Source organism: Streptomyces sp. NPDC048516, from assembly GCF_043199875.1.
In the GTDB taxonomy this organism is placed as follows: domain Bacteria; phylum Actinomycetota; class Actinomycetes; order Streptomycetales; family Streptomycetaceae; genus Streptomyces.
In genome coordinates, this window is sequence record NZ_JBICWS010000016.1 from 62,146 (window position 1) to 87,949 (window position 25,804).

The following is a 25,804-nucleotide window of genomic DNA, read 5'->3' on the forward strand; positions in this document are numbered from 1 at the left end:
GGCCTGTGACACCCCGGCGCCCCCGGACGCGGAGCGCGGGCTTCGAGGGCGCCGATGAGCGCTCCCCCGCGTGCTCGGTCGCCGCCCGCTCGGTCAGTCCGCGGACGCCGCGCGCACCGGTTCGCCGCCTGGGCGGCCGCCGCGGAAGGGCGCATGGCTCGCGGCCCCGGCGTCCTCCGCCTCCGCCTCCGCCTTCGCCTCGCCGGACGGCCGGCGCAGCGTTGCGGTGGCGATGTCCAGGAAGTCCGGCACGGGGCCCGCGCAGTTGTCCTCCGGAACCGCCAGGCAGGTCTCGACGGGCGGGGCATCGCTGACGGGCAGGTAGACGAGGTCGGGGCGGGAGTATGAGGCCGCGACACTGAGGGGGACGAGCGCGAGGCCCTGCCCGGAGGCGATGAGCTCGAACTTCTCCTCCAGTGAGGAGGTCCGCCGCGTCCTGACGTCGAGGACCGGCTCACCGTCGAGAGCGGCCGACGTGAGGGTGCGACGGCCGGCCAGCCGATGGGTCACGGGCAGGCACGCGACCTTGGTCTCGTGGCCGATGGGGACGGTGCGCAGCCCCGCGTCGTCGAAGGGGCGCCGGAGGTATCCGACGTGCGCGCGGCCGTCGCGGAGCGGGGCGTCCTGCTCCCACCAGCGCAGCGGAAACACATCGATCTCAACCTTCGGGTGGCTCGCCGTGAACGCCCGGATCGCCTCCGACACGCGCAGGCCGGGCGAGAAGGCGACGACGAGCCGCTGCTCGCCCCGCCCGGCCTCGTGCACGCGCCGCAGCGCCGTCTCCACCACCGTGGTGATCCTGCCCGCCTCGTCGTACAACTGCCGTCCCGCGGCGGTCAGTTCGACGCTGCGCGTGGTCCGCGTGAACAGCAGGCAGCCCAACTCCTGCTCGAAGGCGCGGATCTGCCGGCTGAGGACGGGCTGCGCGATGAACAACGCCTGTGCCGCCCGGCCGAATTGCCGGTGCTCGGCCACCGCGACGAAATAGCGGAGCTTGCGCAGATCTAAATCCATGCCCGAAAGGTATCAACGTGGTGGAAAGGGTATTGGACGCCCGGCCGAACCCCTCGGAGACTTGCCTCGTGATCGCCATCGCCTCTCCGGCGGGCGGCACCCACGCGGACCTCCGCCCCGCGGTACGGCGCGCACCTCATGTCCGAGGTACTGCACCGTCAAGCGGGCCACGCACGGCCGCCGTTGGACGGCCACGCCGCCACGTTCACCGGCCGCGTCAACGAGGTCTCGCGGCAGCCCCGGCCCCACACCTCCTGACCCGCGACCCTGACCACAATCCTGAACCGCAAGAGGAATCACATGACCGACACCCGCAAGACCGCCCTCGTCATCGGGGCCTCCCGGACTCTGGGCCTCGGGCTCGCCGCCGAGTACCTGCGCCGTGGCTGGGACGTCATCGGCACGGTCCGCGGCAGCCGGCGCACCGGCCTCCACGACCTGGCCGAAGCCTCCGGAGGGCGGCTGACCATCGAGTCGCTGGAGATGACCGAGCCGGAGCAGATCTCGGCACTGCGCGACCGGCTGGCCCGGCGCACCCTCGACCTGCTCTTCGTCAACGCCGCCATCACACGCGGCGACCTCCCGATCGGCGAGGTACCGACGGACATGTTCACCGAGGTCATGGTCACCAACGCCCTCAGCCCGATGCGCGTCGTGGAATCCCTGCGCCCGCTGGTCGCGCCCCACGGGACCATCGGCGTCATGTCCTCCGACCAGGGAAGCATCGCCCTGAACACCGAGGGCGGACAGGATCTGTACCGGGCCAGCAAGTCCGCGCTCAACCAGCTGATGCGCAGCTACGCCGCCCGCCATGCCGAGGACACCCGCAAGCTGCTGCTCATCGACCCGGGCTGGGTGCGCACCGAGCTCGGCGGCCCGGACGCCGAGCTCAGCGTGGAGGAGAGCATTCCCGGGGTGGTGGAGACGATCGAGGGCCACCGGGGGGAACCCGGTCTGCGCTTTCTCGACTACCAGGGTCAGGCCGTGCCCTGGTAGACGCCGCGACCGGGTCGCGCCGGAGCAGTGTTCCTGCTGCAGCGCGGTAGGCCCTCGTTCGGAATGTCCCGTTCCGCCTCCCCCGCTTCGAGTGCGGCCGCCGGTTCTGCCTGGGTGGGCGGCTGAGCTGCTTGGCAAGAACCACAAGACCCGCGACCAACTGGGCAAGGAGCACCCAACGACAGCACTCGCACCGACGAGGCCGCCGCTTGGGCCGTCGCTCATTTCCCGCCCGGCTGCGGTCCAACGATCGACGGAACCGCGGACGACCTCGACCGCCCCTGATCACGCGTCGGCCATCCGGCGCGCCCCAGGCACTGAACGGCGGCGCAGACTCACCTCATGGGGTCTGCGCCGCCATTCGTAGCGGGAGACCACCGCAGGGGATGGCATAGCGCGGGGTGGCGCAGGGTGCTCCCACCGCAGCGGCTCCGGGACACCACGAAGGCAGACGTCTCCTCATGCCGTCCGGCGCAGCAACGCCAGATACATCGCGTCCGTGCCGTGCAGATGCGGCCACAGCTGGACGTCCGGCCCGTCGCCGAGCGCCGGGACGCCGGGCATCAGCGGGCGGGCGTCGATCCACTCCACCTGCACCGGCTCGCCGCCCCGCCCCTTGAGGACGTCGTCCACCACGGCCCGGGTCTCGGCCGGATGCGGCGAGCAGGTCGCGTAGCCGACGACGCCGCCGACCCGTACGGCCGTGAGCGCCTGCCGGAGCAGTTCGCGCTGCAGCGGGGCGAACCCGTCCAGGTCCTCGGGGCGGCGCCGCCAGCGCGCCTCCGGCCGCCGGCGCAGCGCCCCCAGACCGGTGCACGGCACGTCGACCAGCACCCGGTCGAAGGAGCCGGACCGCCAGGCCGGGCGGGTGCCGTCGGCGGTGATGACCGCATACGGACCGGGGTTGCCGTCGAGTGCCCGCGCCACCAGGCGTGCCCGGTGCGGCTGCTTCTCCGAGGCCAGCAGGGCGGCACCGCGCTCGGCCGCGAGCGCCGCCAGCAGCGCTGCCTTGCCGCCGGGGCCCGCGCAGCCGTCGAGCCAGGCGCGGTCGGGGCCCTCGACCGGTGCGTTCGCCAGCGCGAGGGCGACGAGCTGGCTGCCCTCGTCCTGCACCCCGGCGCGCCCTTCGCCGACCGGCCCCAGGGCGCCCGGCTCCCCGCCTTCCGCGAGCCGCACCGCATACGGGGACCAGCGTCCGGGGAGCACGCTGTCCGCGCCGGCCGCCGCCACCAGCTCCTCGGTGGTGCTCCGGCCGGGCCGGGCGACCAGCGTCACCTCGGGGCGTTCGTTGTCCGCCTCCAGCAGGTCCTCGATACCGGCCCGGCCCCCGCCGAGCGCGTCCCACAGCGCCGAGACGATCCAGCGGGGGTGTGCGTGCACGATGCCGAGGTGGTCCTCGGGGTCCTCGTCGTACTCCGGGGCGACCCGCTCCAGCCAGCCGTCCAGGTCATGGGCCGCGACCTTGCGCAGCACCGCGTTGACGAACTTCGCCCGACCGTCGCCCAGCACCACCCGCGCCAGCTCGACGCTGGCGCTCACCGCGGCATGCGTCGGAATGCGGGTGCCGAGCAACTGGTGCGCGCCGAGGGTCAGCACGTCCAGGACCGGCGGGTCCACCTCCCGCAGCGGCCGGTCCACACAGTTCGCGATGACCGCGTCATACGTCCCCTGCCACCGAAGCGAGCCATAGACCAGCTCCGTCGCCAGCGCCGCGTCCCGGGCGTCGAAGTCGCCGCCCTCGCGTGCCTTGCGCAACAACGGCGGCAACACGAGGTTCGCGTACGCGTCCCGCTCGTCGACGGCCCGCAACGCCTCGAACGCGAGGACCCTGACCGGGTCCTTCTGCGGGCGGCGATGGGGCTTGCTGGGGCGGCGGCGCGGCTGCTGGCTCACAGAAAAGGTGCTCCGGATACGAGATGAGGGGTCCCTCCCAGCCTACGCGGGCACGCGGCCGGACCGCGCGGAGAGGCCGGACCGCGCGGAGAGGCCGGAGCCGGACCGGGGCCGCCCTCCGGCGGCTGCCGGCCCGCCCGGCAGCGCACGCCGGGGGTTCAGTCCCCCAGCCGCTCCCCGCTCTCGATCCGCACCCCGCGGGCCCAATCGGCCGCCTTCATCGGCTTCTTGCCCTGCGGCTGGACCCAGCCGAGTTCGACGGGGTGGCTGCCGGTACCGGCGTACACCGCCTTCTTTGTCACGGCGAGTTCGCCGGGCGCGAGGGCGGGCCCGGTGTGGCCCGCGGCGTCAGCGGCCGACATCAGCTTGAGGCGCTCGCCGCGGAAGACCGTCCAGGCCCCCGGCGCGGGCGCACAGCCGCGGATCACCCGGTCGACCCGCAGCGCGGGCGCCGCCCAGTCCACCTTGGCGTCCTCGACCTCGATCTTCGGCGCGAGCGTGACCCCGTCGGCCGGCTGCGGCACCGCCTGCAGCGTGCCCTCCTCGATGCCGTCCATCGTCGCCACCAGCAGCCCGGAGCCGGCGAATGCCAGCCGGGTGAGCAGATCGCCGCTGGTATCGGTCGGCCGGACCTCCTCGGTCAGCACCCCGAAAACCGGGCCGGAGTCCAGTCCGGTCTCGATCTGGAACGTCGAGGCACCGGTCACCTCGTCCCCCGCCAGCACCGCATGCTGCACGGGCGCCGCGCCCCGCCACGCGGGCAGCAGCGAGAAGTGCAGATTGACCCACCCCTTGGCGGGAATGTCGAGCGCGGCCTTCGGCAGCAGCGCCCCGTAGGCGACCACCGGGCAGCAGTCCGGCGCGATCTCCCGCAGCCGGTCCAGGAAGTCCTCGTCGCGCGGCTTGACGGGCTTGAGCACCTCGATGCCCGCCTCCTCCGCCCGCTCCGCGACGGGGCTGGCGACCAGCTTCCGGCCGCGCCCCGCGGGCGCGTCGGGCCGGGTGACGACGGCCACGACCTCGTGCCGGTCCGAGGCGAGCAGGGCATCGAGGGCGGGTACGGCGACCTCGGGGGTGCCGGCGAAGACGAGCCTCATGGGTGGCGATCTACCTCTCACACGCAGCGGAACGACACACCAGTCTATGGGGACGTCCCAGGCCATGGGCGGTGGATCAGGGGGCGTACGACATTTCCCGCGCCTTGTACGGAAGCTCGTGCGCCCCCATACCGTGACCAGAGCCGCTGCTGTCGCGTTGGTCAAACAGCATTGACCCGGACCGGGCCGCTTTGGCGGCCCGCTCGCTTTCACCCTTCCTTTCCACGCCGGTTCGAGAGGCTTGCTCATGGCCGACCACGCAACCCACGACGCCCAGGCGCGCGCCAGCCTGCATCTCCTGGTGCGGGACATCGAACGGGTGCGCCGGCAGGTGGACGCACTGCGCACGCTGACCGCTCAGCTCGGCAACGTCTACCGGCCGCGGCGCACGGGCCCCTCCGCAGGCTTCGTCGTCTACGGACGCGCCCCCGCCCCGACGGTGCGCCTCGCCCAGGAGCTGCGGGACAGCGTCGAAACCCTGGTCACGGCCGCGGTCGACTTCGACCGTTCGCTGGGCTTCTCCTGGGACGCGGTGGGCTCGGCACTCGGCGTCACCAAGCAGGCGGTGCACCGCCGTTACGGTGCCCGCCGGGCCGCCGCCCAGCCCTCCGCGGAGAGCAACGGCGGTGAGCCGACGGTGCGTTCGCCCGATGCCGCCGCCGCGAGCCGTGCGGTGACCATGACCGCGGGCCTGCCCGGTTCCCCGTCCGTCCCGGCCGCCCGCGCCATGCCCGCCCAGCCCTCCACGGTCTCCCGCGACGAGCCGGCCCGCCCGGGCGCCTTCCCCGGCCCCCGCAACGGCTGAACCACCCCGGCACCGAGCGCCCTTGGCTCTCCCGCCGCCCGCCAACGCCCCGGGATCACCCGCCGACAGCGGTCCCGGGGCGGCGCCATGTCCGGGAGCACCGCCATGTCCGGGAGCACCCGGGCGCCTCAGCCCAGATCGGGCGGATCGATGCGTACCCGAACCGCCTCGCCCTCCCGCTTGACCAGCCGGGCCGCGCGGGCGGCCTTGAGCGCCGCGGCGAGGGCGGCACCCTGGCCGGGGCGGACGCGGACCAGGGCGCGTTCCCACTGCTCGCCCGGCGGCGGGTCGCCGGGGCGGCGCGGGCGCGCGGGGTCCGACGCCGGGAGCGGAACGGGCCCCAGCACCTCGGCGCCCGCGGGGAGTCCGGCATCCCTCAGCAGCTCGACGACATCCTCCGCGCGGCCGGCCACCGAAGCCATCCGCGACACCGGAGGGAAGCCCAACTCGGCCCGTTCGGCCAGCTCGCGGACCGCATGACCGACCGGGTCCCAGCGCACCAGCGCCTGCACCGGCCGCAGCGTCGGCTCCGCGATCACCGCGACGGTGCCGCCCTCCGCCTGACCTCGGACCAGCGCGGCGGCGCCCAGCCAGCGGCGCAGTGCCTCCTCCCCCGCCCGCAGGTCCGGCCGCCCCAGCAGCGCCCAGCCGTCCAGCAGCAGCGCCGCCGCGTATCCGCCGTCCTCGGCCACCGGCTCCGCGCCCGGTGTGCTCACCACCAGCGCGGGCACCCCCGGAACCGTGGGCAGCACATGATCGCGCCCCGAGGTGCGCACCGGGACCGACGGGAACACCCGGCCCAGCTCCTCCGCCGTCCGCCGCGCCCCCACGACCTGGGCCCGCAGCCGCGCCCCGCCGCACTCGGCACAGTGCCAGTCCGGCTCGGGCCGGCCGCACCACGCACAGGCCAGCTCGCCCGCGTCCTGCGACTCCAGCGGGCCCGCACAGGCCCGGCAGCGCGCGGGAGTACGGCAGCGTTCGCAGGCCAGGCGGGGCGCATACCCCCGGCGCGGCACCTGCACGAGCACCGGCCCGCGCTGCAGGCCCTCGCGCATCACCTGCCAGGCCATCGTCGGCAACCGGGCGGCGCGCGCCGCGGCGTCCCGCGCCTCGTCACCGTCGCTGACCGTACGCACCAGCGGCGCAGCACTCCGCACCTGCTCGCGCTCGGCGGTCAGCGGGCGCGCCCAGCCGGTTTCGACGAGCTGGGCCGCCTCGACCGTGCAGCTCAGCCCGCCCAGCAGAAATCCGGCGCGCTCGTTGACCGACCGCTGGATCAGGACCTCACGGGCGTGTGGCTGGGGCGCATGCGGATCGCTGTGGCTGGCGTCCCCGTCGTCCCACAGGGCGACCAGGCCCAGTCCTGCGACCGGTGCGAACATCGCCGCGCGCGTGCCGACCACGGCGCGCACCGCGCCACGGCTGACCGCCAGCCAGCGGCGGTAGCGCTCCTCGGGCCCGGCATCGGCGGTCAGCAGCACATGCCGGCCCTCGCCGATCAGCTCGCCGAGGGCCGCGTCCACCCGCGCCGCGGCGCGCCCGTCCGGCACCACCACCAGCGCGCCACGCCCGCCGGCCAGCGCCGCGGCCACCGCCCTCGCCAGCTCCTGCGGCCAGGTCGCCCCGGGGAGCGCCGTCCACACCGCCCGCGGCACATCCCCCCGCGTCAGCGCCGCCAGGAACCCGGAGCCCGCACCATAGCGGACCCAACTGCCGGGCTCCGGGGCGGGGTTGGGCGGCAGTGGGGCCGGCGACGGCTTGGCCTCCGCCCGCGCCCGGCGCGGTGGCACGGCCAGCTGCACCACATCGGCGAGCGTCCCGGCATAGCGGTCCGCCACCGCCCGGCACAGCCCCAGCAGCTCGGGCGTCAGCACCCGCTCGGACGACAGCACCTGTGCGATCGGGGCGAGCACCCCGCGGTAGTCGCTCTCCGCGGCCCGCTCCACGATGAATCCGCTGACCAGCTTGCCGCCCTCACGACGGCCGCCCTTCTCCCCCGCCCCGAAGCGCACCCGCACCCGCACCCCGGGCTGGGCCTCGGCGTCCATCGCCGCGGGCACCGCGTAATCGAAATAGCGGTCGAGGTGCACCAGCCCCTTGTCGACCAGCACCCGCGCCACCGGCAGCCCGGCGGCCAGCTCGGCGCCCCGCCACGTCCGCGGCTTCGCCCGCTCCGCCTTGGTCTCCCGCACGGCCTCCCGGATGAGGGCCAACTGCTCGCCCGCACCCGACGCCCCCGCCTCCGGTCGCCCGTTCTCCCTGCTCACAGCATCAGTCTTAGCAGATGGCACGGACAGCGAGGGGCGCCTGTGGACAGCCGACGGCCCCGGACCACTGGTGCGGTCCGGGGCCGTGGGCCACTACACGGGCGGTACGAAAACCGAGGAGTCCTAGAGACCCGCAGCCTTCTTCAGCGCCTCCACCCGGTCCGTGCGCTCCCAGGTGAAGTCCTCCAGCTCACGGCCGAAGTGGCCGTAGGCGGCGGTCTGGGCGTAGATGGGACGGAGCAGATCGAGGTCGCGGATGATGGCGGCCGGGCGGAGGTCGAAGACCTCGCCGATGGCCTGCTCGATCTTGTCGGTGTCGACGGTGGCGGTGCCGAAGGTCTCGACGAAGAGACCGACCGGCTCGGCCTTGCCGATGGCGTAGGCGACCTGAACCTCGCAGCGGGCCGCGAGACCGGCGGCGACGACGTTCTTGGCGACCCAGCGCATCGCGTAGGCGGCCGAGCGGTCGACCTTGGACGGGTCCTTGCCGGAGAAGGCACCGCCGCCGTGGCGGGCCATGCCGCCGTAGGTGTCGATGATGATCTTGCGGCCGGTGAGGCCGGCGTCACCCATGGGGCCGCCGATCTCGAAGCGGCCGGTCGGGTTGACCAGCAGCCGGTAGCCGTCGGTGTCCAGCTTGATGCCGTCCTCGACCAGCTGGGCCAGGACGTGCTCGACGACGAACTCGCGGATGTCGGGAGCGAGCAGCGAGTCGAGGTCGATGTCGCTGGCGTGCTGGGAGGAGACCACGACGGTGTCGAGGCGGACGGCCTTGTGGCCGTCGTACTCGATGGTGACCTGGGTCTTGCCGTCGGGGCGGAGGTAGGGGATGGTGCCGTTCTTGCGGACCTCGGACAGGCGCTTGGACAGGCGGTGCGCGAGGTTGATCGGGAGCGGCATCAGCTCCGGGGTCTCGTCGCAGGCGTAGCCGAACATCAGGCCCTGGTCGCCGGCGCCCTGCTTGTCCAGCTCGTCGTCGTCGCCCTCGACGCGGTTCTCGTACGCGGTGTCGACACCCTGGGCGATGTCCGGGGACTGCGCGCCGATGGACACCGAGACGCCGCAGGAAGCGCCGTCGAAGCCCTTCTTGGACGAGTCGTAACCGATGTCCAGGATCTTGTTGCGGACGAGGTTGGGGATGTCGGCGTACGCCTTCGTCGTCACCTCGCCGGCCACATGCACCAGGCCGGTGGTGATCAACGTCTCCACGGCGACCCGGGAGGTCGGGTCTTCCTTGAGGAGAGCGTCGAGGATGGTGTCGCTGATCTGGTCAGCGATCTTGTCGGGGTGGCCCTCGGTGACGGACTCCGAGGTGAACAGGCGGCGGGACACATCGCTCCCTGGGGTTGCAGCGGCTGCTGGCTGATCATTGGCGGAAGGGCCGAGAGCTGCGCTCGGCCCGATCCACTCGCCAGTTTATCGGTCGTGTGCGGCGTTCGGGCACGCGGTCTCGATTTATGGACCCCCCGTGACCTGGGACACCACGGCCCTCGGTAGGACGATCACCTCGAGTATGGGCCGGGTCAAGGGGACATGCCGGAGTTTAGGCGGCCGGCAGAGTGACTCCGGGGTCCGTACGGGCGTGTCAGGGGCGAGTCTCGGCCAGGCGGGGCGCGACCAGGTCCCAGACCATGTCGGCCAGGTCCTCCTTGGGGCCGTACGGGACCGGGGTCTCGGTTCCGTCGGCCGCCAGGATCACCGCCTCGTTCTCCGCCGAACCGAAGGTCTTGTGCTCGCCGACCTCATTGACGACCAGCAGGTCACAGCCCTTGCGGGCCAGCTTGGCGCGGCCGTTGGCGAGCACGTCGTCGGTCTCCGCGGCAAAGCCGACCACGAGCCGGCCGGGGCGGGCCCGCTCGGCGGAGAGTTCGGCGAGGATGTCCGGATTCCGGACCAGACCGACCGGTTCCGGCTCCTTCCCTTCGATCTTCTTGATCTTGCCGTCGGCGTAGACGGCAGGCCGGAAATCGGCGACGGCGGCGGCCATGATCACCGCGTCGGCGTCCTCGGCGGCCTTCAGCACCGCCTCATGGAGCTGACGGGCGGTGCCGATGCGGATCACGTCCACCCCGGCCGGATCGGGCAGCTCGGTGTTGCCGGCGATCAGCGTGACCCGGGCACCGCGGGCCGCCGCCGTGCGGGCGAGCGCGTAGCCCTGTTTGCCGGAGGAGCGGTTGCCCAGGTAGCGGACGGGGTCCAGCGGCTCGCGGGTGCCGCCCGCGCTGACCACGACGCGGCGGCCGGCGAGATCCTGCTCCGCCGCCCGGTCGCCGCGGGCCAGCACCCGGCGGCAGAAGGCGAAGATCTCGGCCGGGTCGGGGAAGCGGCCCTTGCCGGTGTCGACGCCGGTCAGCCGGCCGACCGCCGGGTCGATGACGAGGGCGCCGCGGCGCCGCAGCGTGGCGACGTTCTCCTGGGTGGCGGGGTGCTCCCACATCTCGGTGTGCATCGCCGGGGCGAAGACCACCGGACAGCGCGCGGTGAGCAGGGTATTGGTCAGCAGATCGTCGGCGAGGCCGTGGGCCGCCTTGGCGAGCAGGTCGGCGGTGGCGGGGGCGACCACGACGAGGTCGGCGGCCTGGCCGATCCGGACGTGCGGGACCTCGTGGACGGATTCCCAGACCTCGGTGCCTGCCGGGTTGCCGGACAGCGCCGACCAGGTGGCCTCCCCGACGAAGTGCAGCGCCGAGGCGGTCGGCACGACCCGTACGTCGTGCCCGGACTCGGTCAGCCGCCGCAGCAGCTCACACGCCTTGTAGGCGGCGATCCCGCCGCTCACCCCCAGGACGACCCTGGGCCGCTCCCGCTCACGCCTGTCCATCGCTTCGCCGCTCCCCGGGCCTAGGTCCCTACGTATGCCCCTATGACACACCAAGGGCCCGGCTGGGAGCCCCTCCCAGCGTTAGCCGGGGGAGCGCCGCCGGGCCCCAGGTGAAACGTTCTGCTGCTTACTGCGCCGGGCCCTCGATGGCCTCGGAGGTCAGCAGGCCCGCGTTGATCTCGCGCAGCGCGATCGACAGGGGCTTCTCGTGGACGTGGGTGTCCACGAGCGGGCCGACGTACTCGAGCAGGCCCTCGCCGAGCTGCGAGTAGTACGCGTTGATCTGGCGCGCGCGCTTGGCGGCGTAGATCACCAGGCTGTACTTCGAATCGGTGGCCTCGAGAAGCTCATCAATGGGCGGGTTGATGATGCCCTCGGGTGCGGTGATGGAAGAGGACACTCTCTACCTTCCGAAGGGGGATGAAGCGGGGGTGTAACGCAAAGTCTTCGACGGTCCGGGGAGCTGCGCGGTCAGCCGCTGGTGTTCTCGTCTCCGGACCTGTCCAGCATCAAGGCTAGCAGCTCACGGCTGACGTCCTCGACGGAGGTGTTGACAAGCGTCGTATCGAACTCCTTCTCCGCCGCCAGTTCGATCCTGGCGGCGGCCAGCCGGCGCTCGATGACCTCCGGCGCCTCCGTGCCCCGGCCGGTGAGCCGGCGGACCAGCTCGTCCCAGCTCGGCGGGGCCAGGAAGACCAGATGCGCTTCGCCCATGGACTCGCGGACCTGGCGGGCGCCCTGCAGGTCGATCTCCAGCAGGACCGGCTCCCCGGACTCCAGGCGGTCCAGCACCGCCTTGCGGGGAGTGCCGTACCGGTTGCCCGCGAACTCGGCCCATTCGAGCAGCTCACCGTTGGCGATGAGCTTGTCGAATTCTCCGTCGTCGACGAAGAAGTAGTGGACACCGTGCCGCTCCCCGGGGCGCGGCTTGCGGGTGGTGGCCGATACCGAGAGCCAGACCTCGGGGTGGACCTTGCGCATATGCGCGACGACCGTGCTCTTGCCGACCCCGGAGGGGCCGGAGAGCACGGTCAGTCGCGGTTGTCTGGCCGGGGGCGCGGGGGTCGTCCCCCCGGAGACTGCAGAACTCATGCAGCGATTATTCCAGCTTCCCGGTGATGCCGGAAAATTCAGGAAGCAGTGCTGCCGAACTCGCGCTCCAGCGACGCGATCTGGTTGGAGCCAAGACCCCGGACACGGCGGCTCTCGGAGATCCCGAGCCGTTCCATGATCTGCTTGGCGCGGACCTTGCCGACGCCCGGCAGGGACTCAAGGAGCGCGGAGACCTTCATCTTGCCGATGACGTCGTTCTCCTGGCCCTGCTTGATGACCTCATGGAGGGAAGCACCGGAGTGCTTGAGCCGATTCTTGACCTCGGCGCGCTCCCGGCGAGCCGCGGCGGCCTTCTCGAGCGCGGCTGCGCGCTGTTCAGGGGTAAGGGGCGGAAGAGCCACGCCTACGTCACCTCGGATGTCGAACTGTCGGATACGGACCGGTGTGGAACCTAGTCGCCCCGCACCTGCGGAGCAACGAGCAACGCGCTTACGTGCAGTGCTCTCGTCGGAGACTAGCGCCAGAGGGCGCCGGAGTCAGCGAGAACAAGCGAAAAGTCCTGGTCAGACTCTGCTGACCAGGACAATTCGGGACCAAAGTCCCCGTCGGAAGGCTCTCAATCGAGCGCGGTGCGCACTTCGCCGGCGAATCGGTCCGCCGCGGCGCGCAGCGCCGAGGTGTCCGGACCGTGCCGCAGCACCCCCCGGCTGACGCTCGGCACGACGTTGCGCACGGCGTCACCGAAGACCTTCGGGAGGTCGGCGGGGGTGGCGCCCTGGGCGCCGATGCCGGGGGCGAGCAGCGGGCCGTTGATCGCCAGGTCGAACGAGGAGAGATCGCCCAGCGTGGCGCCGACGACCGCGCCGAAGGAGCCCAGCGGCTCGGCACCGGCGTTCTCGGCTGCGAGGTGGCCGAGCATGGTCGCGGCGAGCGTGCGGCCGTCCTCGCGCACCGCCCGCTGGACCTCGGCGCCCTCCGGGTTGGAGGTGAGGGCGAGGACGAAGAGCCCGGCGCCGTTCTCGCGCGCCAGGTCGACGGCCGGCTTCAGCGAGCCGTACCCGAGGTACGGGGAGACGGTCAGCGCGTCGGAGAACAGCGGCGAGTCCTTGCGCAGGTAGGTCTCGGCGTAGGCGGCCATGGTCGAGCCGATGTCGCCGCGCTTGGCGTCCATCAGCACCAGGGCACCGCGCTCGCGCGCCTCCTCGACGGCGGTCTCCAGGACGGCGAGGCCGCGGGAGCCGAAGCGCTCGAAGAACGCGGATTGTGGCTTGAAGAGTGCCACCGTCTCGCCCAGGGCCTCCACGACGGTCCGGGTGAACCGCGCCAGGCCCGCGACATCGTCGTTCAGGCCCCAGTCGGCCAGCAGCGAGGCGTGCGGGTCGATGCCGACGCAGAGCGGGCCGCGCTCGTCCATGGCGCGGCGCAGACGGGCCCCGAAGGGGTTCGCAGACGAATCCTGCGGCCCGGAGGGCCTCGGTGAGGGGCGGTGGCCGGGCGACGGGCGGGCGCCGAAGGATTCCTGGATCATGCGGTCACCTTCTTGTGCTCGGCGCCGACCGCGTCGGCGAGAGTGGCGTACGGGCTGTTGCGCAGACGGGCGGCGAGGCCCTTGTGGATCGCGCGGCACCAGAACGGGCCCTGGTAGATGAAGGCGCTGTAGCCCTGGACCAGGGTGGCGCCGGCCAGGATGCGCTGCCAGGCGTCCTCGGCGTTCTCGATGCCGCCCACCCCGATGAGGGTGATCGTGCCGCCGACACGGGCGTAGAGGCGGCGCAGCACCTCCAGGGAGCGCTCCTTGACGGGCGCGCCGGACAGGCCGCCGGTCTCGGCGGTCAGCGCCGGGTCGGAGGTCAGGCCCAGGCCCTCGCGGGCGATCGTGGTGTTGGTGGCGATGATCCCGTCCAGGCCCAGCTCGACGGCCAGATCGGCGACCGCGTCCACGTCCGCGTCGGCCAGATCGGGGGCGATCTTGACCAGCAGCGGGACCCGGCGGTCGGTGACCGTACGGTCGGCGGCCTCGCGGACGGCCGTCAGCAGCGGGCGCAGATGGTCGACGGCCTGGAGGTTGCGCAGCCCCGGGGTGTTCGGGGAGGAGACGTTGACGACCAGGTAGTCGGCGTGCCGGGCGAGCCGCTCGGTGGAGGTGACGTAGTCGGCGACGGCTTCGTCCTCCGGCACGGCCTTGGTCTTGCCGATGTTGACGCCGACGGTGGCCGGGAAGACGGGGTTGCGGGCCGCCAGACGGGCCGCCACGGACGCGGAGCCGTCGTTGTTGAACCCCATCCGGTTGATCAGCGCGCGGTCCGCCACGAGCCGGAACAGGCGCTTCTTGGGGTTGCCGGGCTGCGGCTGGGCGGTGACCGTGCCGATCTCGACATGGTCGAAGCCCAGCATGGTCATCCCGTCGATGGCGACGGCGTTCTTGTCGAAGCCGGCGGCCAGGCCGAAGGGACCGTGCATCCGGCGGCCCAGGGCCTCGGTGCGCAGCTCCCGGTAGCGGGGTGCGAGGGCGGCCGCCAGGAAGGTGCGCAGCACGGGGAGGCGCACGGCCAGCTGGATCCAGCGGAAGGCCAGGTGGTGGGCCTGCTCGGGGTCCATGCGCTTGAAGATCAGGTGGAAGAAGAGGCGGTACATCGTCGGGTGGGCCTTCCGGGGTGAGGAGTGCGAGGGCTCATGAAGAGGGGGACACCGCGTCGGTGTCCCCCTCCTGGCCGCTACTCCTCGCGGGCCGCGGTGAGATGTTCGGCGTGTTCCTGGAGGGAACGCACCCCCACGTCGCCGCGGGACACCGCCTCGATGCCCTGGACCGCGGCGGCCAGCGCCTGGACCGTGGTCAGGCAGGGCACGGCGCGGGCGACCGCCGCGGTACGGATGTCGTAGCCGTCGAGCCGGCCACCGGTCCCGTAGGGGGTGTTGACGATCAGGTCGACCTGGCCGTCGTGGATGAGCTGGACGATGGTCTTCTCACCGTCAGGGCCCTCGCCCTCGGACTGCTTGCGCACCACCGTGGCGTTGATGCCGTTGCGGCGCAGCACCTCGGCGGTGCCGGAGGTGGCGAGCAGTTCGAAGCCGTGCGCGACCAGCTCCCGGGCCGGGAAGATCATCGAGCGCTTGTCGCGGTTGGCGACGGAGACGAACGCCCGGCCCTTGGTGGGCAGGGCCCCGTAGGCGCCGGACTGCGACTTGGCGTAGGCGGTGCCGAAGACCGAGTCGATGCCCATGACCTCGCCGGTGGAGCGCATCTCCGGGCCGAGGACGGTGTCCACACCGCGGCCGTGGATGTCGCGGAACCGCGACCAGGGCATCACGGCTTCCTTCACGGAGATCGGCGCGTCCAGCGGCAGGGTGCCGCCGTCGCCCGTCTTGGGCAGCATGCCCTCGGCGCGCAGCTCGGCAATCGTGGAGCCCAGCGAGATCCGGGCGGCGGCCTTGGCCAGCGGTACGGCGGTGGCCTTCGAGGTGAAGGGGACCGTACGGGAGGCGCGGGGGTTGGCCTCCAGGACGTAGAGGATGTCGCCGGCCATCGCGAACTGGATGTTGATCAGTCCGCGGACGCCGACGCCCTTGGCGATGGCCTCCGTCGAGATGCGCAGCCGCTTGATGTCGTAGCCGCCGAGCGTGATCGGGGGCAGCGCACAGGCGGAGTCGCCGGAGTGGATGCCGGCCTCCTCGATGTGCTCCATGACGCCGCCGAGGTAGAGCTCGTGGCCGTCGTAGAGCGCATCGACGTCGATCTCGATGGCGTCGTCGAGGAACCGGTCGATGAGGACCGGGTGGCGGTCGATCAGGCCGGCGTGGCGGGTGAGGTACTCGCCGAGCGACGGCTCGTCGTAGACGATCTCCATACCGCGGCCGCCGAGCACGTAGGACGGGCGGACCATGACCGGGTAGCCGATCTCGGCGGCGATCCGCTGGGCCTCGTCGAAGGAGAAGGCGGTGCCGTACTTGGGCGCGGGCAGTCCGGCCTCGGTGAGCACCCGGCCGAAGGCGCCGCGCTCCTCGGCGAGGTCGATCGCCTCGGGCGAGGTGCCGACGATCGGCACGCCGTTGTCCTTGAGCGCCTGCGCCAGGCCCAGCGGGGTCTGGCCGCCGAGCTGGACGATGACGCCGGCGACCGGTCCCGCCTGGGTCTCGGCGTGCACGATCTCCAGCACGTCTTCCAGCGTCAGCGGCTCGAAGTACAGACGGTCGGAGGTGTCGTAGTCCGTCGAGACGGTCTCCGGGTTGCAGTTGACCATCACGGTCTCGTAGCCGGCGTCGCTGAGCGCGAACGAGGCGTGGACGCAGGAGTAGTCGAACTCGATGCCCTGACCGATGCGGTTGGGGCCGGAGCCGAGGATGATCACGGCCGGCTTCTCGCGCGGGGCGACCTCGGTCTCCTCGTCGTAGGACGAGTAGAAGTACGGGGTCTTCGCGGCGAATTCGGCGGCGCAGGTGTCGACCGTCTTGTAGACCGGGCGGACACCGAGGGCGTGCCGGACCTCACGGACGACGTCCTCGCGCAGCCCGCGGATCGCGGCGATCTGGGCGTCGGAGAAGCCGTAGCGCTTTGCGTCCGCAAGGATCTCCGGGTGGAGCTTTTCGGCGGCCGCGATCTCGTCCGCGATCTCCTTGACGAGGAAGAGCTGGTCGACGAACCACGGGTCGATCTTCGTGGCGTCGAAGACCTCCTGGGGCGTGGCGCCGGCCCGGATCGCCGCCATGACGGTGTTGATCCGGCCGTCGGTGGGGACCTGGGACTTCTCCAGCAGCGCGGCCTTCTCGCCCGGCTCGGTGACGAAGTCGAACTGGCTGCCCTTCTTCTCCAGGGAGCGCAGGGCCTTGTTCAGCGCCTCGGGGAAGTTGCGGCCGATGGCCATGGCCTCGCCGACGGACTTCATGGTCGTGGTGAGCGTGGCGTCGGCGGCCGGGAACTTCTCGAAGGCGAACCGCGGCACCTTGACGACGACATAGTCGAGGGTCGGCTCGAAGGAGGCCGGCGTCTTCTCGGTGATGTCGTTGGGGATCTCGTCGAGGGTGTAGCCGACGGCGAGCCGGGCGGCGATCTTCGCGATCGGGAAGCCGGTGGCCTTGGACGCCAGCGCCGACGAGCGCGAGACGCGGGGGTTCATCTCGATGACGATGACCCGGCCGTCCTCGGGGTTGACCGCGAACTGGATGTTGCAGCCGCCGGTGTCGACACCGACCTCGCGGATGACGGCGATGCCGATGTCCCGCAGGGTCTGGTACTCGCGGTCGGTGAGCGTCATCGCCGGGGCGACGGTGATCGAGTCGCCGGTGTGCACGCCCATCGGGTCGAAGTTCTCGATGGAGCAGACGACCACGACGTTGTCGTTCTTGTCGCGCATCAGCTCCAGCTCGTACTCCTTCCAGCCGAGGATGGACTCCTCCAGGAGCACCTCGGTGGTCGGCGAGAGCGTCAGGCCCTGGCCGGCGATCCGGCGCAGCTCCTCCTCGTTGTGCGCGAAGCCGGAGCCGGCCCCGCCCATGGTGAAGGAGGGACGGACGACGACGGGGTAGCCGCCGAGCTCGTCGACGCCCTTGAGGACGTCGTCCATGGAGTGGCAGATGTACGAGCGGGCGGACTCGCCGTGGCCGATCTTGCGGTTGACGGCCTCGACGACCTCCTTGAACAGGTCGCGGTCCTCGCCCTTGTTGATCGCCTCGACGTTGGCCCCGATCAGCTCGACGTTGTACTTGTCGAGGGTGCCGGACGCGTGCAGCGAGATCGCGGTGTTCAGCGCGGTCTGGCCGCCCAGGGTCGGCAGGAGCGCGTCGGGGCGCTCCTTGGCGATGATCTTCTCGACGAATTCCGGGGTGATCGGCTCGACATAGGTGGCGTCGGCGATCTCCGGGTCGGTCATGATCGTCGCCGGGTTGGAGTTCACCAGGATGACGCGCAGGCCCTCGGACTTGAGGACCCGGCATGCCTGGGTACCGGAGTAGTCGAACTCGGCGGCCTGGCCGATGACGATCGGGCCGGAGCCGATGACCAGGACGGACTGGATATCGGTGCGCTTAGGCACGCTGGCCCTCCATCAGGACGGTGTTCATCAAAGACGTGAAGCGGTCGAAGAGGTACGCGGCGTCGTGCGGACCCGCGGCGGCTTCGGGGTGGTACTGGACGCTGAAGGCCGGCTGGTCGAGGAGGTGCAGACCCTCCACCACGTTGTCGTTGAGGCAGACGTGGGAGACCTCGGCGCGGCCGAAGGGGGTGTCGGAGACGGTGTCGAGCGGGGCGTCGACGGCGAATCCGTGGTTGTGCGCGGTGACCTCGACCTTGCCGGTCGTGCGGTCCTGCACCGGCTGGTTGATGCCGCGGTGGCCGTACTTGAGCTTGTAGGTGCCAAAGCCCAGCGCGCGGCCCAGGATCTGGTTGCCGAAGCAGATGCCGAACAGCGGCGTCTTGCGCTCCAGCACTCCCCGCATGACGGAGACCGGGTGGTCGGCGGTGGCCGGGTCGCCCGGGCCGTTGGAGAAGAACACCCCGTCCGGGTTCACCGCGTAGACGTCCTCGACGGTGGCGGTGGCCGGCAGGACGTGCACCTCGATGCCGCGCTCGGCCATCCGGTGCGGGGTCATGCCCTTGATGCCCAGGTCGATCGCGGCGACGGTGAACTTCTTCGTGCCGATCGCCGGGACGACGTAGGGCTCCTTGGTGGCGACCTGAGTGGACAGGTCCGCGCCCTGCATCTCGGGGGCCTGGCGCACCTTGGCCAGCATCATGCCCTCGTCGGCCAGCGCCTCGCCGGAGAAGATGCCGACCCGCATGGCACCGCGCTCGCGCAGGTGGCGGGTCAGGGCGCGGGTGTCGACGCCGCTGATGCCGACGACGCCCTGGGCGACCAGCTCGTCGTCCAGGGAGCGCACCGAGCGCCAGTTGGACGGGACGCGGGCGGGGTCGCGGACGACGTAGCCGGCCACCCAGATCCGCTGGGACTCGGGGTCCTCGTCGTTCACGCCGGTGTTGCCGATGTGCGGGGCGGTCATGACGACGACCTGGCGGTGGTACGACGGGTCGGTCAGCGTCTCCTGGTAGCCGGTCATGCCGGTGGAGAACACCGCTTCGCCGAAGGCCTCCCCCACGGCCCCGTAGGCGCGGCCGCGGAAGCTGCGGCCGTCCTCCAGGACGAGTACGGCGGGGATCCCCCTTGTGCCGTGGGCGGTGCCCCTGGTGGAGGTCGTCATCGTGCGCCTTCCGTTTCGGTGTGCTCGGTGGTGCTGGTGGTGTGCTCGGTGGTGCTCAGCCGGTTGACGGCCTCGACCCAGGCCGGGTGCGCGTCCGCCCGGTCGGAGCGGAAGCCGGAGTCGAGCTGCCGGCCGCCGTGCTCCCAGGTGACGATCAGCAGGCCGCCCTCGGTCAGGACCTTGCCGGCGATGCCCTTGTCGAGCCGGGCGCCGCGCAGCGCGGGAGCCGGCACGAAGAAGTCCGCCGCGCCCGGCCGTACGACGTCCAGTCCCTGGTCGGTCAGGGTCAGCTCGGCGCGGCTACGGGTCCCCAGACCGCGCGCCACGATCCGGTCGAGCCACTGCCCGGCGGTGGTGGAGCCGTGGTAGCGGCCCGACAGGGTCAGCAGGGGGGTGCCGAGGTCGTCGGGGGTGGACGGCAGCTCGGGCAGGTCGCCCTGGAGCGTGCCGCGCCACTTCCAGCCCTGGCGCATCAGCCAGTAGACGAAGATGACGAAGACCAGCAGGCCGGCGACCCAGCCGATCCGTGCGGCCCAGTCCGTGACCGGAGCGGAGTGCTGCGCCGCGGCCAAGGTGCTCAGTGGAGGTGTCACGCCAGCTTCCCGTCGACGACCGTTGCCCGGCCCCGCAGGAAGGTGTGGGTGACACGCCCCGGCAGCTCGCGGCCCTCGTAGGGGGTGTTGCGGCTGCGGGAGGCGAAGCCCGCGGGGTCCACCTCTCCACGGTAAGCGGAATCGAGCAGCGTGAGGTTGGCGGGCTCACCAGCCGAGACGGGGCGGCCGTGGCCCTCCAGGCGGCCGATGTGCGCCGGGCGGAAGGACATCCGGTCGGCAACGCCGGCCCAGTCCAGCAGCCCGCTGTCGACCATCGTGTGCTGGACGACGGAGAGCGCGGTCTCCAGGCCGACCATGCCCATGGCCGCCGCGCCCCACTCGCAGTCCTTGTCCTCGTGCGGGTGCGGGGCGTGGTCGGTGGCGACACAGTCGATCGTGCCGTCGGCGAGCGCTTCGCGCAGCGCCAGCACGTCGGCCTCGGTGCGCAGCGGCGGGTTCACCTTGTAGACGGGGTTGTAGCTGCGGACCAGCTCGTCGGTGAGCAGCAGGTGGTGCGGGGTGACCTCGGCGGTGACGTTCCAGCCCTTGGACTTCGCCCAGCGGACGATCTCCACCGAGCCGGCCGTGGACAGGTGGCAGATGTGCACCCGGGAGCCGACGTGCGCGGCGAGCAGCACATCGCGGGCGATGATCGACTCCTCGGCGACCGCCGGCCAGCCGCCGAGGCCCAGCTCGGCGGAGACGATGCCCTCGTTCATCTGGGCGCCCTCGGTGAGCCGGGGCTCCTGGGCGTGCTGGGCGACGACTCCGTCGAAGGCCTTCACGTACTCCAGGGCGCGCCGCATGATCACGGCGTCGTCCACGCACTTGCCGTCGTCGGAGAAGACCCGGACGCCGGCCGCGGAGTCGTGCATCGCGCCGAGCTCGGCGAGCTTCTTGCCCTCCAGGCCGACGGTGACCGCGCCGACGGGCTGGACGTCGCAGTAGCCGGACTCCTTGCCCAGCCGCCAGACCTGCTCGACGACGCCGGCGGTGTCCGCGACGGGAAAGGTGTTGGCCATGGCGTGGACGGCGGTGAAGCCGCCGACGGCGGCCGCCTTGGTGCCGGTCAGCACGGTCTCGGAGTCCTCGCGGCCCGGCTCGCGCAGATGGGTGTGCAGGTCGACCAGGCCCGGCAGCAGGATCTTGCCGCCGGCCTCGATGACCTGCGCGCCCTCGGCGCTGAGCCCGCTCCCGACCGCCGCGATGATCTCGCCGTCGATCAGCACGTCCTGCGGTTCGCCACCGAGGACCTTCGCGCCGCGAATAAGGATCTTGCTCATGGTTACTTGCTCTCCTCGGTGCGAGTGCTGGTGCCGTTGCCGGCGGTCAGGGCGGGCTCGTTGCCGCCCAGAAGCAGATAGAGGACGGCCATCCGGATGCTGACGCCGTTGGTGACCTGCTCGACGGCCGTGCAGCGCGGCGAGTCGGCGACCTCGGCGGTGATCTCCATACCGCGGTTCATCGGGCCGGGGTGCATCACGATCGCGTGCTCCGGCATCCGGGACATCCGGTCGCCGTCCAGGCCGTAGCGCCGCGCGTACTCCCGCTCGGTCGGGAAGAACGCCGCGTTCATCCGCTCGCGCTGGACGCGCAGCATCATCACCGCGTCGGACTTGGCGAGGACGGCGTCGAGGTCGTAGGAGACCTCGCAGGGCCACTGCTCGACCCCGATCGGCACCAGTGTCGGCGGCGCGACCAGGGTGACCTCGGCACCGAGGGTGGTCAGCAGGTGGACGTTGGAGCGGGCGACCCGGCTGTGCAGGATGTCGCCGACGACGGTGATCCGGCGGCCGGCGAGGTCCTGGCCCACGCCCGCGTCGGCGCCGACGAGCCGGCGGCGCATCGTGAAGGCGTCCAGCAGTGCCTGCGTGGGGTGTTCGTGGGTGCCGTCACCGGCGTTGACCACGGAGCCGCCGATCCAGCCGGAGGTCGCCAGGCGGTGCGGGGCGCCGGAGTCGTGGTGGCGGATGACGACCGCATCCGCGCCCATCGCCTCCAGGGTGAGGGCGGTGTCCTTGAGCGACTCGCCCTTGGAGACCGACGACCCCTTGGCGGAGAAGTTGATGACGTCGGCGGAGAGGCGCTTCGCCGCGGCCTCGAAGGAGATACGGGTACGGGTCGAGTCCTCGAAGAAGAGGTTGACGACGGTGCGTCCGCGCAGGGTGGGGAGCTTCTTGATCGGCCGGTCGGCGACCCGGGCCATCTCCTCGGCGGTGTCGAGGATCAGGACGGCGTCGTCGCGCGTGAGATCGGCGGCCGAGATGAGGTGACGCTTCATCCGGTTTTCTCCGTGAGTGAAGGAGGTGTACGGGAATATCCGTCGAGCGGGCATGCCTGCGGACCCGGGGTCACCGGGTCCGAGCGCGGTGCGCTATCGCTCGCCGGCCGGGGCGGGGTGCTTCACGCCGAGCAGCACGGCGTCCCGGCCGTCCTCCTCGGTGAGCTGGACCTTGACCGTCTCCCGCAGCGACGTGGGGAGGTTCTTGCCTACGTAGTCGGCACGGATCGGCAGTTCGCGGTGGCCGCGGTCGACCAGGACCGCCAGCTGCACGGCGCGCGGCCGTCCGATGTCGCCCAGCGCGTCCAGCGCGGCGCGGATGGTGCGTCCGGAGAAGAGCACGTCATCGACGAGCAGGACGACGCGTCCTTCGATGCCGTCGGCGGGGATGTCCGTGCGGGCGAGCGTGCGGGCCGGGCCCAGACGCAGGTCGTCGCGGTACATCGTGATGTCGAGCGAGCCGACCGGGACCGTGCGGCCGGTGATCTCTTCGAGCTTGGCGGCGAGCCGTCGGGCGAGGAAGACGCCGCGGGTGGGGATACCCAGGAGCACCACATCGTCCGCGCCCTTGGCGCGCTCGACGATCTCGTGGGCGATACGGGTGAGCATCCGCGCGATGTCCGGGCCTTCGAGCACCGGGCGTGCGGGGAGCTGAGCCGTCATGTCGGCACTGCTTGCGTCCATATGAAACGGACCTCCTTCTCCGCCTCACGGGACGGACCTTAAAGGACGTCGGAATTACGCAGCCCAGGCTATCAGGACCCCTCACCGGAGCGGTCCGCACCCCTGACGGGTGAGGGTCTGCCCCGTTCCGCTTGACGAAGTCAGATTACGCTGCGTAACCTCACAGTGAGTTACCAGCCCGCGGCGGAGCCGCATGTCGATACAGCCGTCTGGGGAGTTTTATGTCCAGCGAATACGCCAAACAGCTCGGGGCCAAGCTCCGCGCCATCCGCACCCAGCAGGGCCTTTCTCTCCACGGTGTCGAGGAGAAGTCCCAGGGCCGCTGGAAGGCCGTGGTGGTCGGTTCGTACGAGCGCGGCGACCGCGCCGTGACCGTGCAGCGCCTTGCCGAGCTGGCGGACTTCTACGGCGTTCCGGTGCAGGAACTGCTGCCGGGGACGACACCGGGCGGAGCGGCCGAGCCGCCGCCGAAGCTGGTGCTCGACCTGGAGCGCCTGGCCCATGTCCCGCAGGAGAAGGCCGGCCCGCTGCAGCGCTACGCCGCCACCATCCAGAGCCAGCGCGGTGACTACAACGGCAAGGTCCTCTCGATCCGCCAGGACGACCTGCGCACCCTCGCGGTCATCTACGACCAGTCGCCCTCGGTGCTGACCGAGCAGCTGATCAGCTGGGGTGTGCTGGACGCGGAAGCGCGCCGTGCCGTGCAGCACGACGAGATCTGATCCACCGCACCACCTGCAGAAACGTGCCGCCGCTCCGGGCCTCCGGGGCGGCGGTTTCGCTGTACCGGCGCACGGACGGCGCACACGGCGCGCGGAGAGTGCGCCAGGAGAGCCCCCGTACGGCGTTCTGCGGGCATGCGAAGGGCCCGGAGCACTGGCCTTCGCTCCGGGCCCGTTCACACGCTCTGCCGACCGCCTGCTACGCCTCGCGCCGCAGGCTCGGCTTCAGCTCCTTGAACCGGCCGAGGAGGCCGTTGACGAAGGCCGGGGAGTCGTCAGTGGAGAACTCCCTGGCGAGCTGCACGGCTTCGTCGATCGCCACCGCGTCCGGCGTGTCGTCCACCCAGAGCAGCTCATAGGCACCGAGCCGCACGATGCTGCGGTCGGCCGCAGGCATCCGGTCCAGGTCCCAGTCGACCGCGTAGGTGGAAATCAGCTCGTCGATCCGGGCGACATGGTCCGCGTACCCCTCGACCAACTGCAGGGTGTATTCGTTCACCGGCGGCTGCCGGGGGTCGGTCCGGGCGTGCCTCATCCAGTCCGCGAGCACGGACTGCACATCGGCACCGCGCTGGTCGGCCTCGAAAAGAATCTGGAAGGCGCGCTTACGGGCCTTGGTGCGGGCAGCCACGGTTAGCTGTTCACCCGGCCGAGGTAGTCGCCCGTGCGGGTGTCGACCTTGATCTTCTCACCGGTCGTGATGAAGAGCGGCACCTGGATGGAGTAGCCGGTCTCCAGCTCGGCGGGCTTGGAACCACCGGTGGAGCGGTCGCCCTGCACACCGGGCTCGGTGTGCTTGATGGTCAGCTCGACCGCGGCGGGCAGCTCGACGTACAGCACCTCGCCCTCGTGCTGCGCCACGACCGCCTCGAAGCCCTCGATGAGGTAGTTCGCGGCGTCGCCGACGGCCTTGCGGTCGACGTGCAGCTGGTCGTAGGTGTCCATGTCCATGAAGACGAAGTAGTCGCCGTCCATGTACGAGAACTGCATCCCGCGCTTGTCGACGGTGGCCGTCTCGACCTTCACGCCGGCATTGAAGGTCTTGTCCACCACCTTGCCGGACAGCACGTTCTTGAGCTTGGTGCGGACAAAGGCCGGGCCCTTGCCGGGCTTGACGTGCTGGAACTCGACGACGGACCAGAGCTGGCCGCCGTCGAGCTTGAGCACCATGCCGTTCTTGAGGTCGTTCGTGGATGCCACGGTTGCGGAATCTCCTGGACTGCAGGTGGTGGGACCCCGGAGCACGCGCACGCCGAACCCCTACGGCTCAGAGTGCGAGCAGCTCCTTGGTCGTGATCGTGAGTAGCTCGGGCCCGCCGTCCGCCTCGGGGCGGACGACGAGTGTGTCGTCGATCCGGACACCCCCGCGGCCCGGGATGTGAACCCCCGGCTCGACGGTGACCGGCACGCAAGCGTCCAGTTTACCCATGGCGGCAGGCGACAATTGAGGGTCCTCGTCGATTTCGAGCCCCACACCGTGCCCGGTCCATGCTCCCAGCCGCTCCCCGTACCCCGCGGCGTCCAGCACATGGCGGGTCACCCGGTCCACTTCGCGGCACTCCACACCCGGCGCAAGTGCCTCGCGCCCGGCCCGCTGGGCTGCGAAAACGAGATCGTACAGTTCGATCTGCCAGTCCGAGGGCGTGGTGCCGATGACGAAGGTCCGGCCGATCTCACAACGGTAGCCGCGGTAATTGGCGCCCAGGCAGACGCTGAGGAAGTCGCCCTCCTCGACCCGCCGGTCGGTGGGCAGATGCCCGGGGCGGCCGGCGTTCGGGCCGGTCGCGACGGACGTGGGGAAGGCCGGGCCGTCCGCGCCGTGGTCCACCAGCCGCCTCTCCAGTTCCAGTGCCAGATGCCGCTCGGTGCGGCCGACCAGGATCGATTCGAGGAGTTCCCCCAGTGCCTGGTCGGCGATCTCCGCGGAGATCCGCAGACAGGCGATCTCGTCGTCGTCCTTCACCAGCCGCTGCGCCTCGACCGCGCAGGCCAGGTCGGTCAGCCGCAGCCGGGGCGCGACCTGGCAGAGCGCACGGTGCCGGGTGACGGTGAGGTGGTGCTCCTCGACGGCCAGGGTGTCCGCGCCGGCCGTCGCGGCGAGGTCGGCGCCGGCCACCACCGGGTCGCCGCCCCGGGTCGGCAGCACCGACACCCGTACGTCATCGGCAGGCCGGCCCTCGGCGGGATCACCACTCAGCGGCCTGGCGCACAGCAGCACCTCGTCGGCCGGGCCCAGCAGCAGCGCGGCGCCGGGCGGCGCGCAGCCGGTGAGATAGCGGACGTTCGCGGGGCGCGAGATCAGTGCGGCGGCACTTCCGGCCCCGGCTACGCGGTCGCGCAGCCGCGTGCGCCGGGCCGCGTACAACTCGGACATATCACGAGCGTACGGC

The 25,804-nt window shown here is 71.6% G+C and carries 23 protein-coding genes; 3 read left to right on the forward strand and 20 right to left on the reverse strand.

What is annotated here, in order from left to right; all coding sequences use genetic code 11:
* Positions 1–93: 93 nt before the first annotated feature.
* Positions 94–1,014 carry a LysR family transcriptional regulator gene (locus ACGFR7_RS28065; protein ID WP_393324687.1) on the reverse strand — a complete coding sequence of 307 codons (921 nt, stop codon included), beginning with the start codon at positions 1,012–1,014 and terminating at the stop codon, positions 94–96.
* A 300-nt stretch (positions 1,015–1,314) separates the two neighbouring features.
* On the opposite strand from ACGFR7_RS28065, the gene ACGFR7_RS28070 reads away from it, so the two are divergent.
* Positions 1,315–2,010: an SDR family oxidoreductase gene (locus tag ACGFR7_RS28070; protein ID WP_393324689.1), complete on the forward strand. Its 696-nt coding sequence runs from the start codon at positions 1,315–1,317 to the stop codon at positions 2,008–2,010.
* A 459-nt stretch (positions 2,011–2,469) separates the two neighbouring features.
* Here ACGFR7_RS28070 and ACGFR7_RS28075 read toward each other — a convergent pair whose 3' ends face one another.
* Positions 2,470–3,903 carry an RsmB/NOP family class I SAM-dependent RNA methyltransferase gene (locus tag ACGFR7_RS28075; RefSeq protein WP_393324691.1) on the reverse strand — a complete coding sequence of 478 codons (1,434 nt, stop codon included), beginning with the start codon at positions 3,901–3,903 and terminating at the stop codon, positions 2,470–2,472.
* Positions 3,904–4,061: 158 nt separating this feature from the next.
* Positions 4,062–5,000 (reverse strand): methionyl-tRNA formyltransferase, encoded by a 939-nt coding sequence (fmt, locus tag ACGFR7_RS28080; RefSeq protein WP_393324693.1) that lies wholly within the window; start codon positions 4,998–5,000, stop codon positions 4,062–4,064.
* A gap of 247 nt (positions 5,001–5,247) precedes the next feature.
* On the opposite strand from fmt, the gene ACGFR7_RS28085 reads away from it, so the two are divergent.
* Positions 5,248–5,805, forward strand: coding sequence for a hypothetical protein (locus ACGFR7_RS28085; protein WP_393324695.1), 558 nt, complete (start codon positions 5,248–5,250; stop codon positions 5,803–5,805).
* Between the two features lie 128 nt (positions 5,806–5,933).
* Here ACGFR7_RS28085 and ACGFR7_RS28090 read toward each other — a convergent pair whose 3' ends face one another.
* From ACGFR7_RS28090 to pyrR, 14 genes are all read right to left on the reverse strand, one after another.
* Positions 5,934–8,072 (reverse strand): primosomal protein N', encoded by a 2,139-nt coding sequence (locus ACGFR7_RS28090; protein WP_393324697.1) that lies wholly within the window; start codon positions 8,070–8,072, stop codon positions 5,934–5,936.
* Between the two features lie 123 nt (positions 8,073–8,195).
* Positions 8,196–9,404, reverse strand: a complete 1,209-nt coding sequence (metK, locus tag ACGFR7_RS28095; protein ID WP_350249835.1) for a methionine adenosyltransferase — start codon at positions 9,402–9,404, stop codon at positions 8,196–8,198.
* Between the two features lie 253 nt (positions 9,405–9,657).
* Entirely contained in the window at positions 9,658–10,893 is a 1,236-nt protein-coding gene (coaBC, locus tag ACGFR7_RS28100; RefSeq protein WP_393324699.1) for a bifunctional phosphopantothenoylcysteine decarboxylase/phosphopantothenate--cysteine ligase CoaBC, read from the reverse strand.
* A gap of 127 nt (positions 10,894–11,020) precedes the next feature.
* Complete coding sequence (rpoZ, locus tag ACGFR7_RS28105; protein ID WP_005319902.1) at positions 11,021–11,293, reverse strand: DNA-directed RNA polymerase subunit omega; 273 nt, start codon at positions 11,291–11,293, stop codon at positions 11,021–11,023.
* Positions 11,294–11,364: 71 nt separating this feature from the next.
* The gene (gene gmk / locus ACGFR7_RS28110; protein WP_393324701.1) at positions 11,365–11,985 is read right to left on the reverse strand and encodes a guanylate kinase; all 621 of its coding nucleotides are present in this window, start codon (positions 11,983–11,985) and stop codon (positions 11,365–11,367) included.
* Between the two features lie 38 nt (positions 11,986–12,023).
* Positions 12,024–12,347, reverse strand: a complete 324-nt coding sequence (locus ACGFR7_RS28115) for an integration host factor (protein ID WP_006607450.1) — start codon at positions 12,345–12,347, stop codon at positions 12,024–12,026.
* A gap of 215 nt (positions 12,348–12,562) precedes the next feature.
* Positions 12,563–13,474, reverse strand: coding sequence for an orotidine-5'-phosphate decarboxylase (gene pyrF, locus ACGFR7_RS28120; protein WP_393324703.1), 912 nt, complete (start codon positions 13,472–13,474; stop codon positions 12,563–12,565).
* Entirely contained in the window at positions 13,471–14,580 is a 1,110-nt protein-coding gene (locus ACGFR7_RS28125) for a quinone-dependent dihydroorotate dehydrogenase (protein ID WP_393324705.1), read from the reverse strand. The genes pyrF and ACGFR7_RS28125 overlap by 4 nt, the downstream gene beginning before the upstream one ends.
* An 80-nt stretch (positions 14,581–14,660) precedes the next feature.
* Entirely contained in the window at positions 14,661–17,972 is a 3,312-nt protein-coding gene (carB, locus tag ACGFR7_RS28130; protein WP_393324707.1) for a carbamoyl-phosphate synthase large subunit, read from the reverse strand.
* Entirely contained in the window at positions 17,965–19,134 is a 1,170-nt protein-coding gene (carA, locus tag ACGFR7_RS28135; RefSeq protein WP_393324709.1) for a glutamine-hydrolyzing carbamoyl-phosphate synthase small subunit, read from the reverse strand. Before carA ends, carB begins: the two co-directional genes overlap by 8 nt.
* Positions 19,131–19,727: a hypothetical protein gene (locus tag ACGFR7_RS28140; RefSeq protein ID WP_393324711.1), complete on the reverse strand. Its 597-nt coding sequence runs from the start codon at positions 19,725–19,727 to the stop codon at positions 19,131–19,133. The genes carA and ACGFR7_RS28140 overlap by 4 nt, the downstream gene beginning before the upstream one ends.
* Entirely contained in the window at positions 19,724–21,010 is a 1,287-nt protein-coding gene (locus tag ACGFR7_RS28145) for a dihydroorotase (RefSeq protein ID WP_393324713.1), read from the reverse strand. Before ACGFR7_RS28145 ends, ACGFR7_RS28140 begins: the two co-directional genes overlap by 4 nt.
* 2 nt (positions 21,011–21,012) lie before the next feature.
* Positions 21,013–22,008 carry an aspartate carbamoyltransferase catalytic subunit gene (locus ACGFR7_RS28150; protein ID WP_393324715.1) on the reverse strand — a complete coding sequence of 332 codons (996 nt, stop codon included), beginning with the start codon at positions 22,006–22,008 and terminating at the stop codon, positions 21,013–21,015.
* 93 nt (positions 22,009–22,101) lie between these two features.
* Complete coding sequence (pyrR, locus tag ACGFR7_RS28155) at positions 22,102–22,692, reverse strand: bifunctional pyr operon transcriptional regulator/uracil phosphoribosyltransferase PyrR (RefSeq protein WP_393324717.1); 591 nt, start codon at positions 22,690–22,692, stop codon at positions 22,102–22,104.
* A 221-nt stretch (positions 22,693–22,913) separates the two neighbouring features.
* On the opposite strand from pyrR, the gene bldD reads away from it, so the two are divergent.
* Positions 22,914–23,414, forward strand: a complete 501-nt coding sequence (gene bldD / locus ACGFR7_RS28160; RefSeq protein ID WP_030987313.1) for a transcriptional regulator BldD — start codon at positions 22,914–22,916, stop codon at positions 23,412–23,414.
* 199 nt (positions 23,415–23,613) lie between these two features.
* Here the strand turns inward: bldD and nusB are convergent, their stop codons facing one another.
* The 3 genes from nusB to ACGFR7_RS28175 all read right to left on the reverse strand — a co-directional run bounded on the left by nusB (position 23,614) and on the right by ACGFR7_RS28175 (position 25,788).
* On the reverse strand, positions 23,614–24,045 hold the full coding sequence (gene nusB, locus ACGFR7_RS28165; RefSeq protein ID WP_393324719.1) for a transcription antitermination factor NusB: 432 nt from the start codon (positions 24,043–24,045) through the stop codon (positions 23,614–23,616).
* Between the two features lie 2 nt (positions 24,046–24,047).
* A complete protein-coding gene (gene efp / locus ACGFR7_RS28170) occupies positions 24,048–24,614 on the reverse strand; it encodes an elongation factor P (RefSeq protein WP_129245034.1) in 567 nt (188 codons plus the stop codon).
* Between the two features lie 67 nt (positions 24,615–24,681).
* Positions 24,682–25,788, reverse strand: a complete 1,107-nt coding sequence (locus tag ACGFR7_RS28175) for an aminopeptidase P family protein (RefSeq protein ID WP_393324721.1) — start codon at positions 25,786–25,788, stop codon at positions 24,682–24,684.
* Between the last annotated feature and the right edge of the window lie 16 nt (positions 25,789–25,804).

What these genes read in the sequence shown, in the direction of transcription:
- ACGFR7_RS28065 (WP_393324687.1), bottom strand. Translation starts at nt 1,014, where the DNA reads ATGGATTTAGATCTGCGCAAGCTCCGCTATTTCGTCGCGGTGGCCGAG.
- gmk (WP_393324701.1), bottom strand. Translation starts at nt 11,985, where the DNA reads ATGAGTTCTGCAGTCTCCGGGGGGACGACCCCCGCGCCCCCGGCCAGA.
- coaBC (WP_393324699.1), bottom strand. Translation starts at nt 10,893, where the DNA reads ATGGACAGGCGTGAGCGGGAGCGGCCCAGGGTCGTCCTGGGGGTGAGC.
- ACGFR7_RS28125 (WP_393324705.1), bottom strand. Translation starts at nt 14,580, where the DNA reads ATGTACCGCCTCTTCTTCCACCTGATCTTCAAGCGCATGGACCCCGAG.
- ACGFR7_RS28070 (WP_393324689.1), top strand. Translation starts at nt 1,315, where the DNA reads ATGACCGACACCCGCAAGACCGCCCTCGTCATCGGGGCCTCCCGGACT.
- ACGFR7_RS28145 (WP_393324713.1), bottom strand. Translation starts at nt 21,010, where the DNA reads ATGAGCAAGATCCTTATTCGCGGCGCGAAGGTCCTCGGTGGCGAACCG.
- carA (WP_393324709.1), bottom strand. Translation starts at nt 19,134, where the DNA reads ATGACGACCTCCACCAGGGGCACCGCCCACGGCACAAGGGGGATCCCC.
- bldD (WP_030987313.1), top strand. Translation starts at nt 22,914, where the DNA reads ATGTCCAGCGAATACGCCAAACAGCTCGGGGCCAAGCTCCGCGCCATC.
- ACGFR7_RS28085 (WP_393324695.1), top strand. Translation starts at nt 5,248, where the DNA reads ATGGCCGACCACGCAACCCACGACGCCCAGGCGCGCGCCAGCCTGCAT.
- fmt (WP_393324693.1), bottom strand. Translation starts at nt 5,000, where the DNA reads ATGAGGCTCGTCTTCGCCGGCACCCCCGAGGTCGCCGTACCCGCCCTC.
- ACGFR7_RS28175 (WP_393324721.1), bottom strand. Translation starts at nt 25,788, where the DNA reads ATGTCCGAGTTGTACGCGGCCCGGCGCACGCGGCTGCGCGACCGCGTA.
- ACGFR7_RS28150 (WP_393324715.1), bottom strand. Translation starts at nt 22,008, where the DNA reads ATGAAGCGTCACCTCATCTCGGCCGCCGATCTCACGCGCGACGACGCC.
- pyrF (WP_393324703.1), bottom strand. Translation starts at nt 13,474, where the DNA reads ATGATCCAGGAATCCTTCGGCGCCCGCCCGTCGCCCGGCCACCGCCCC.
- pyrR (WP_393324717.1), bottom strand. Translation starts at nt 22,692, where the DNA reads ATGGACGCAAGCAGTGCCGACATGACGGCTCAGCTCCCCGCACGCCCG.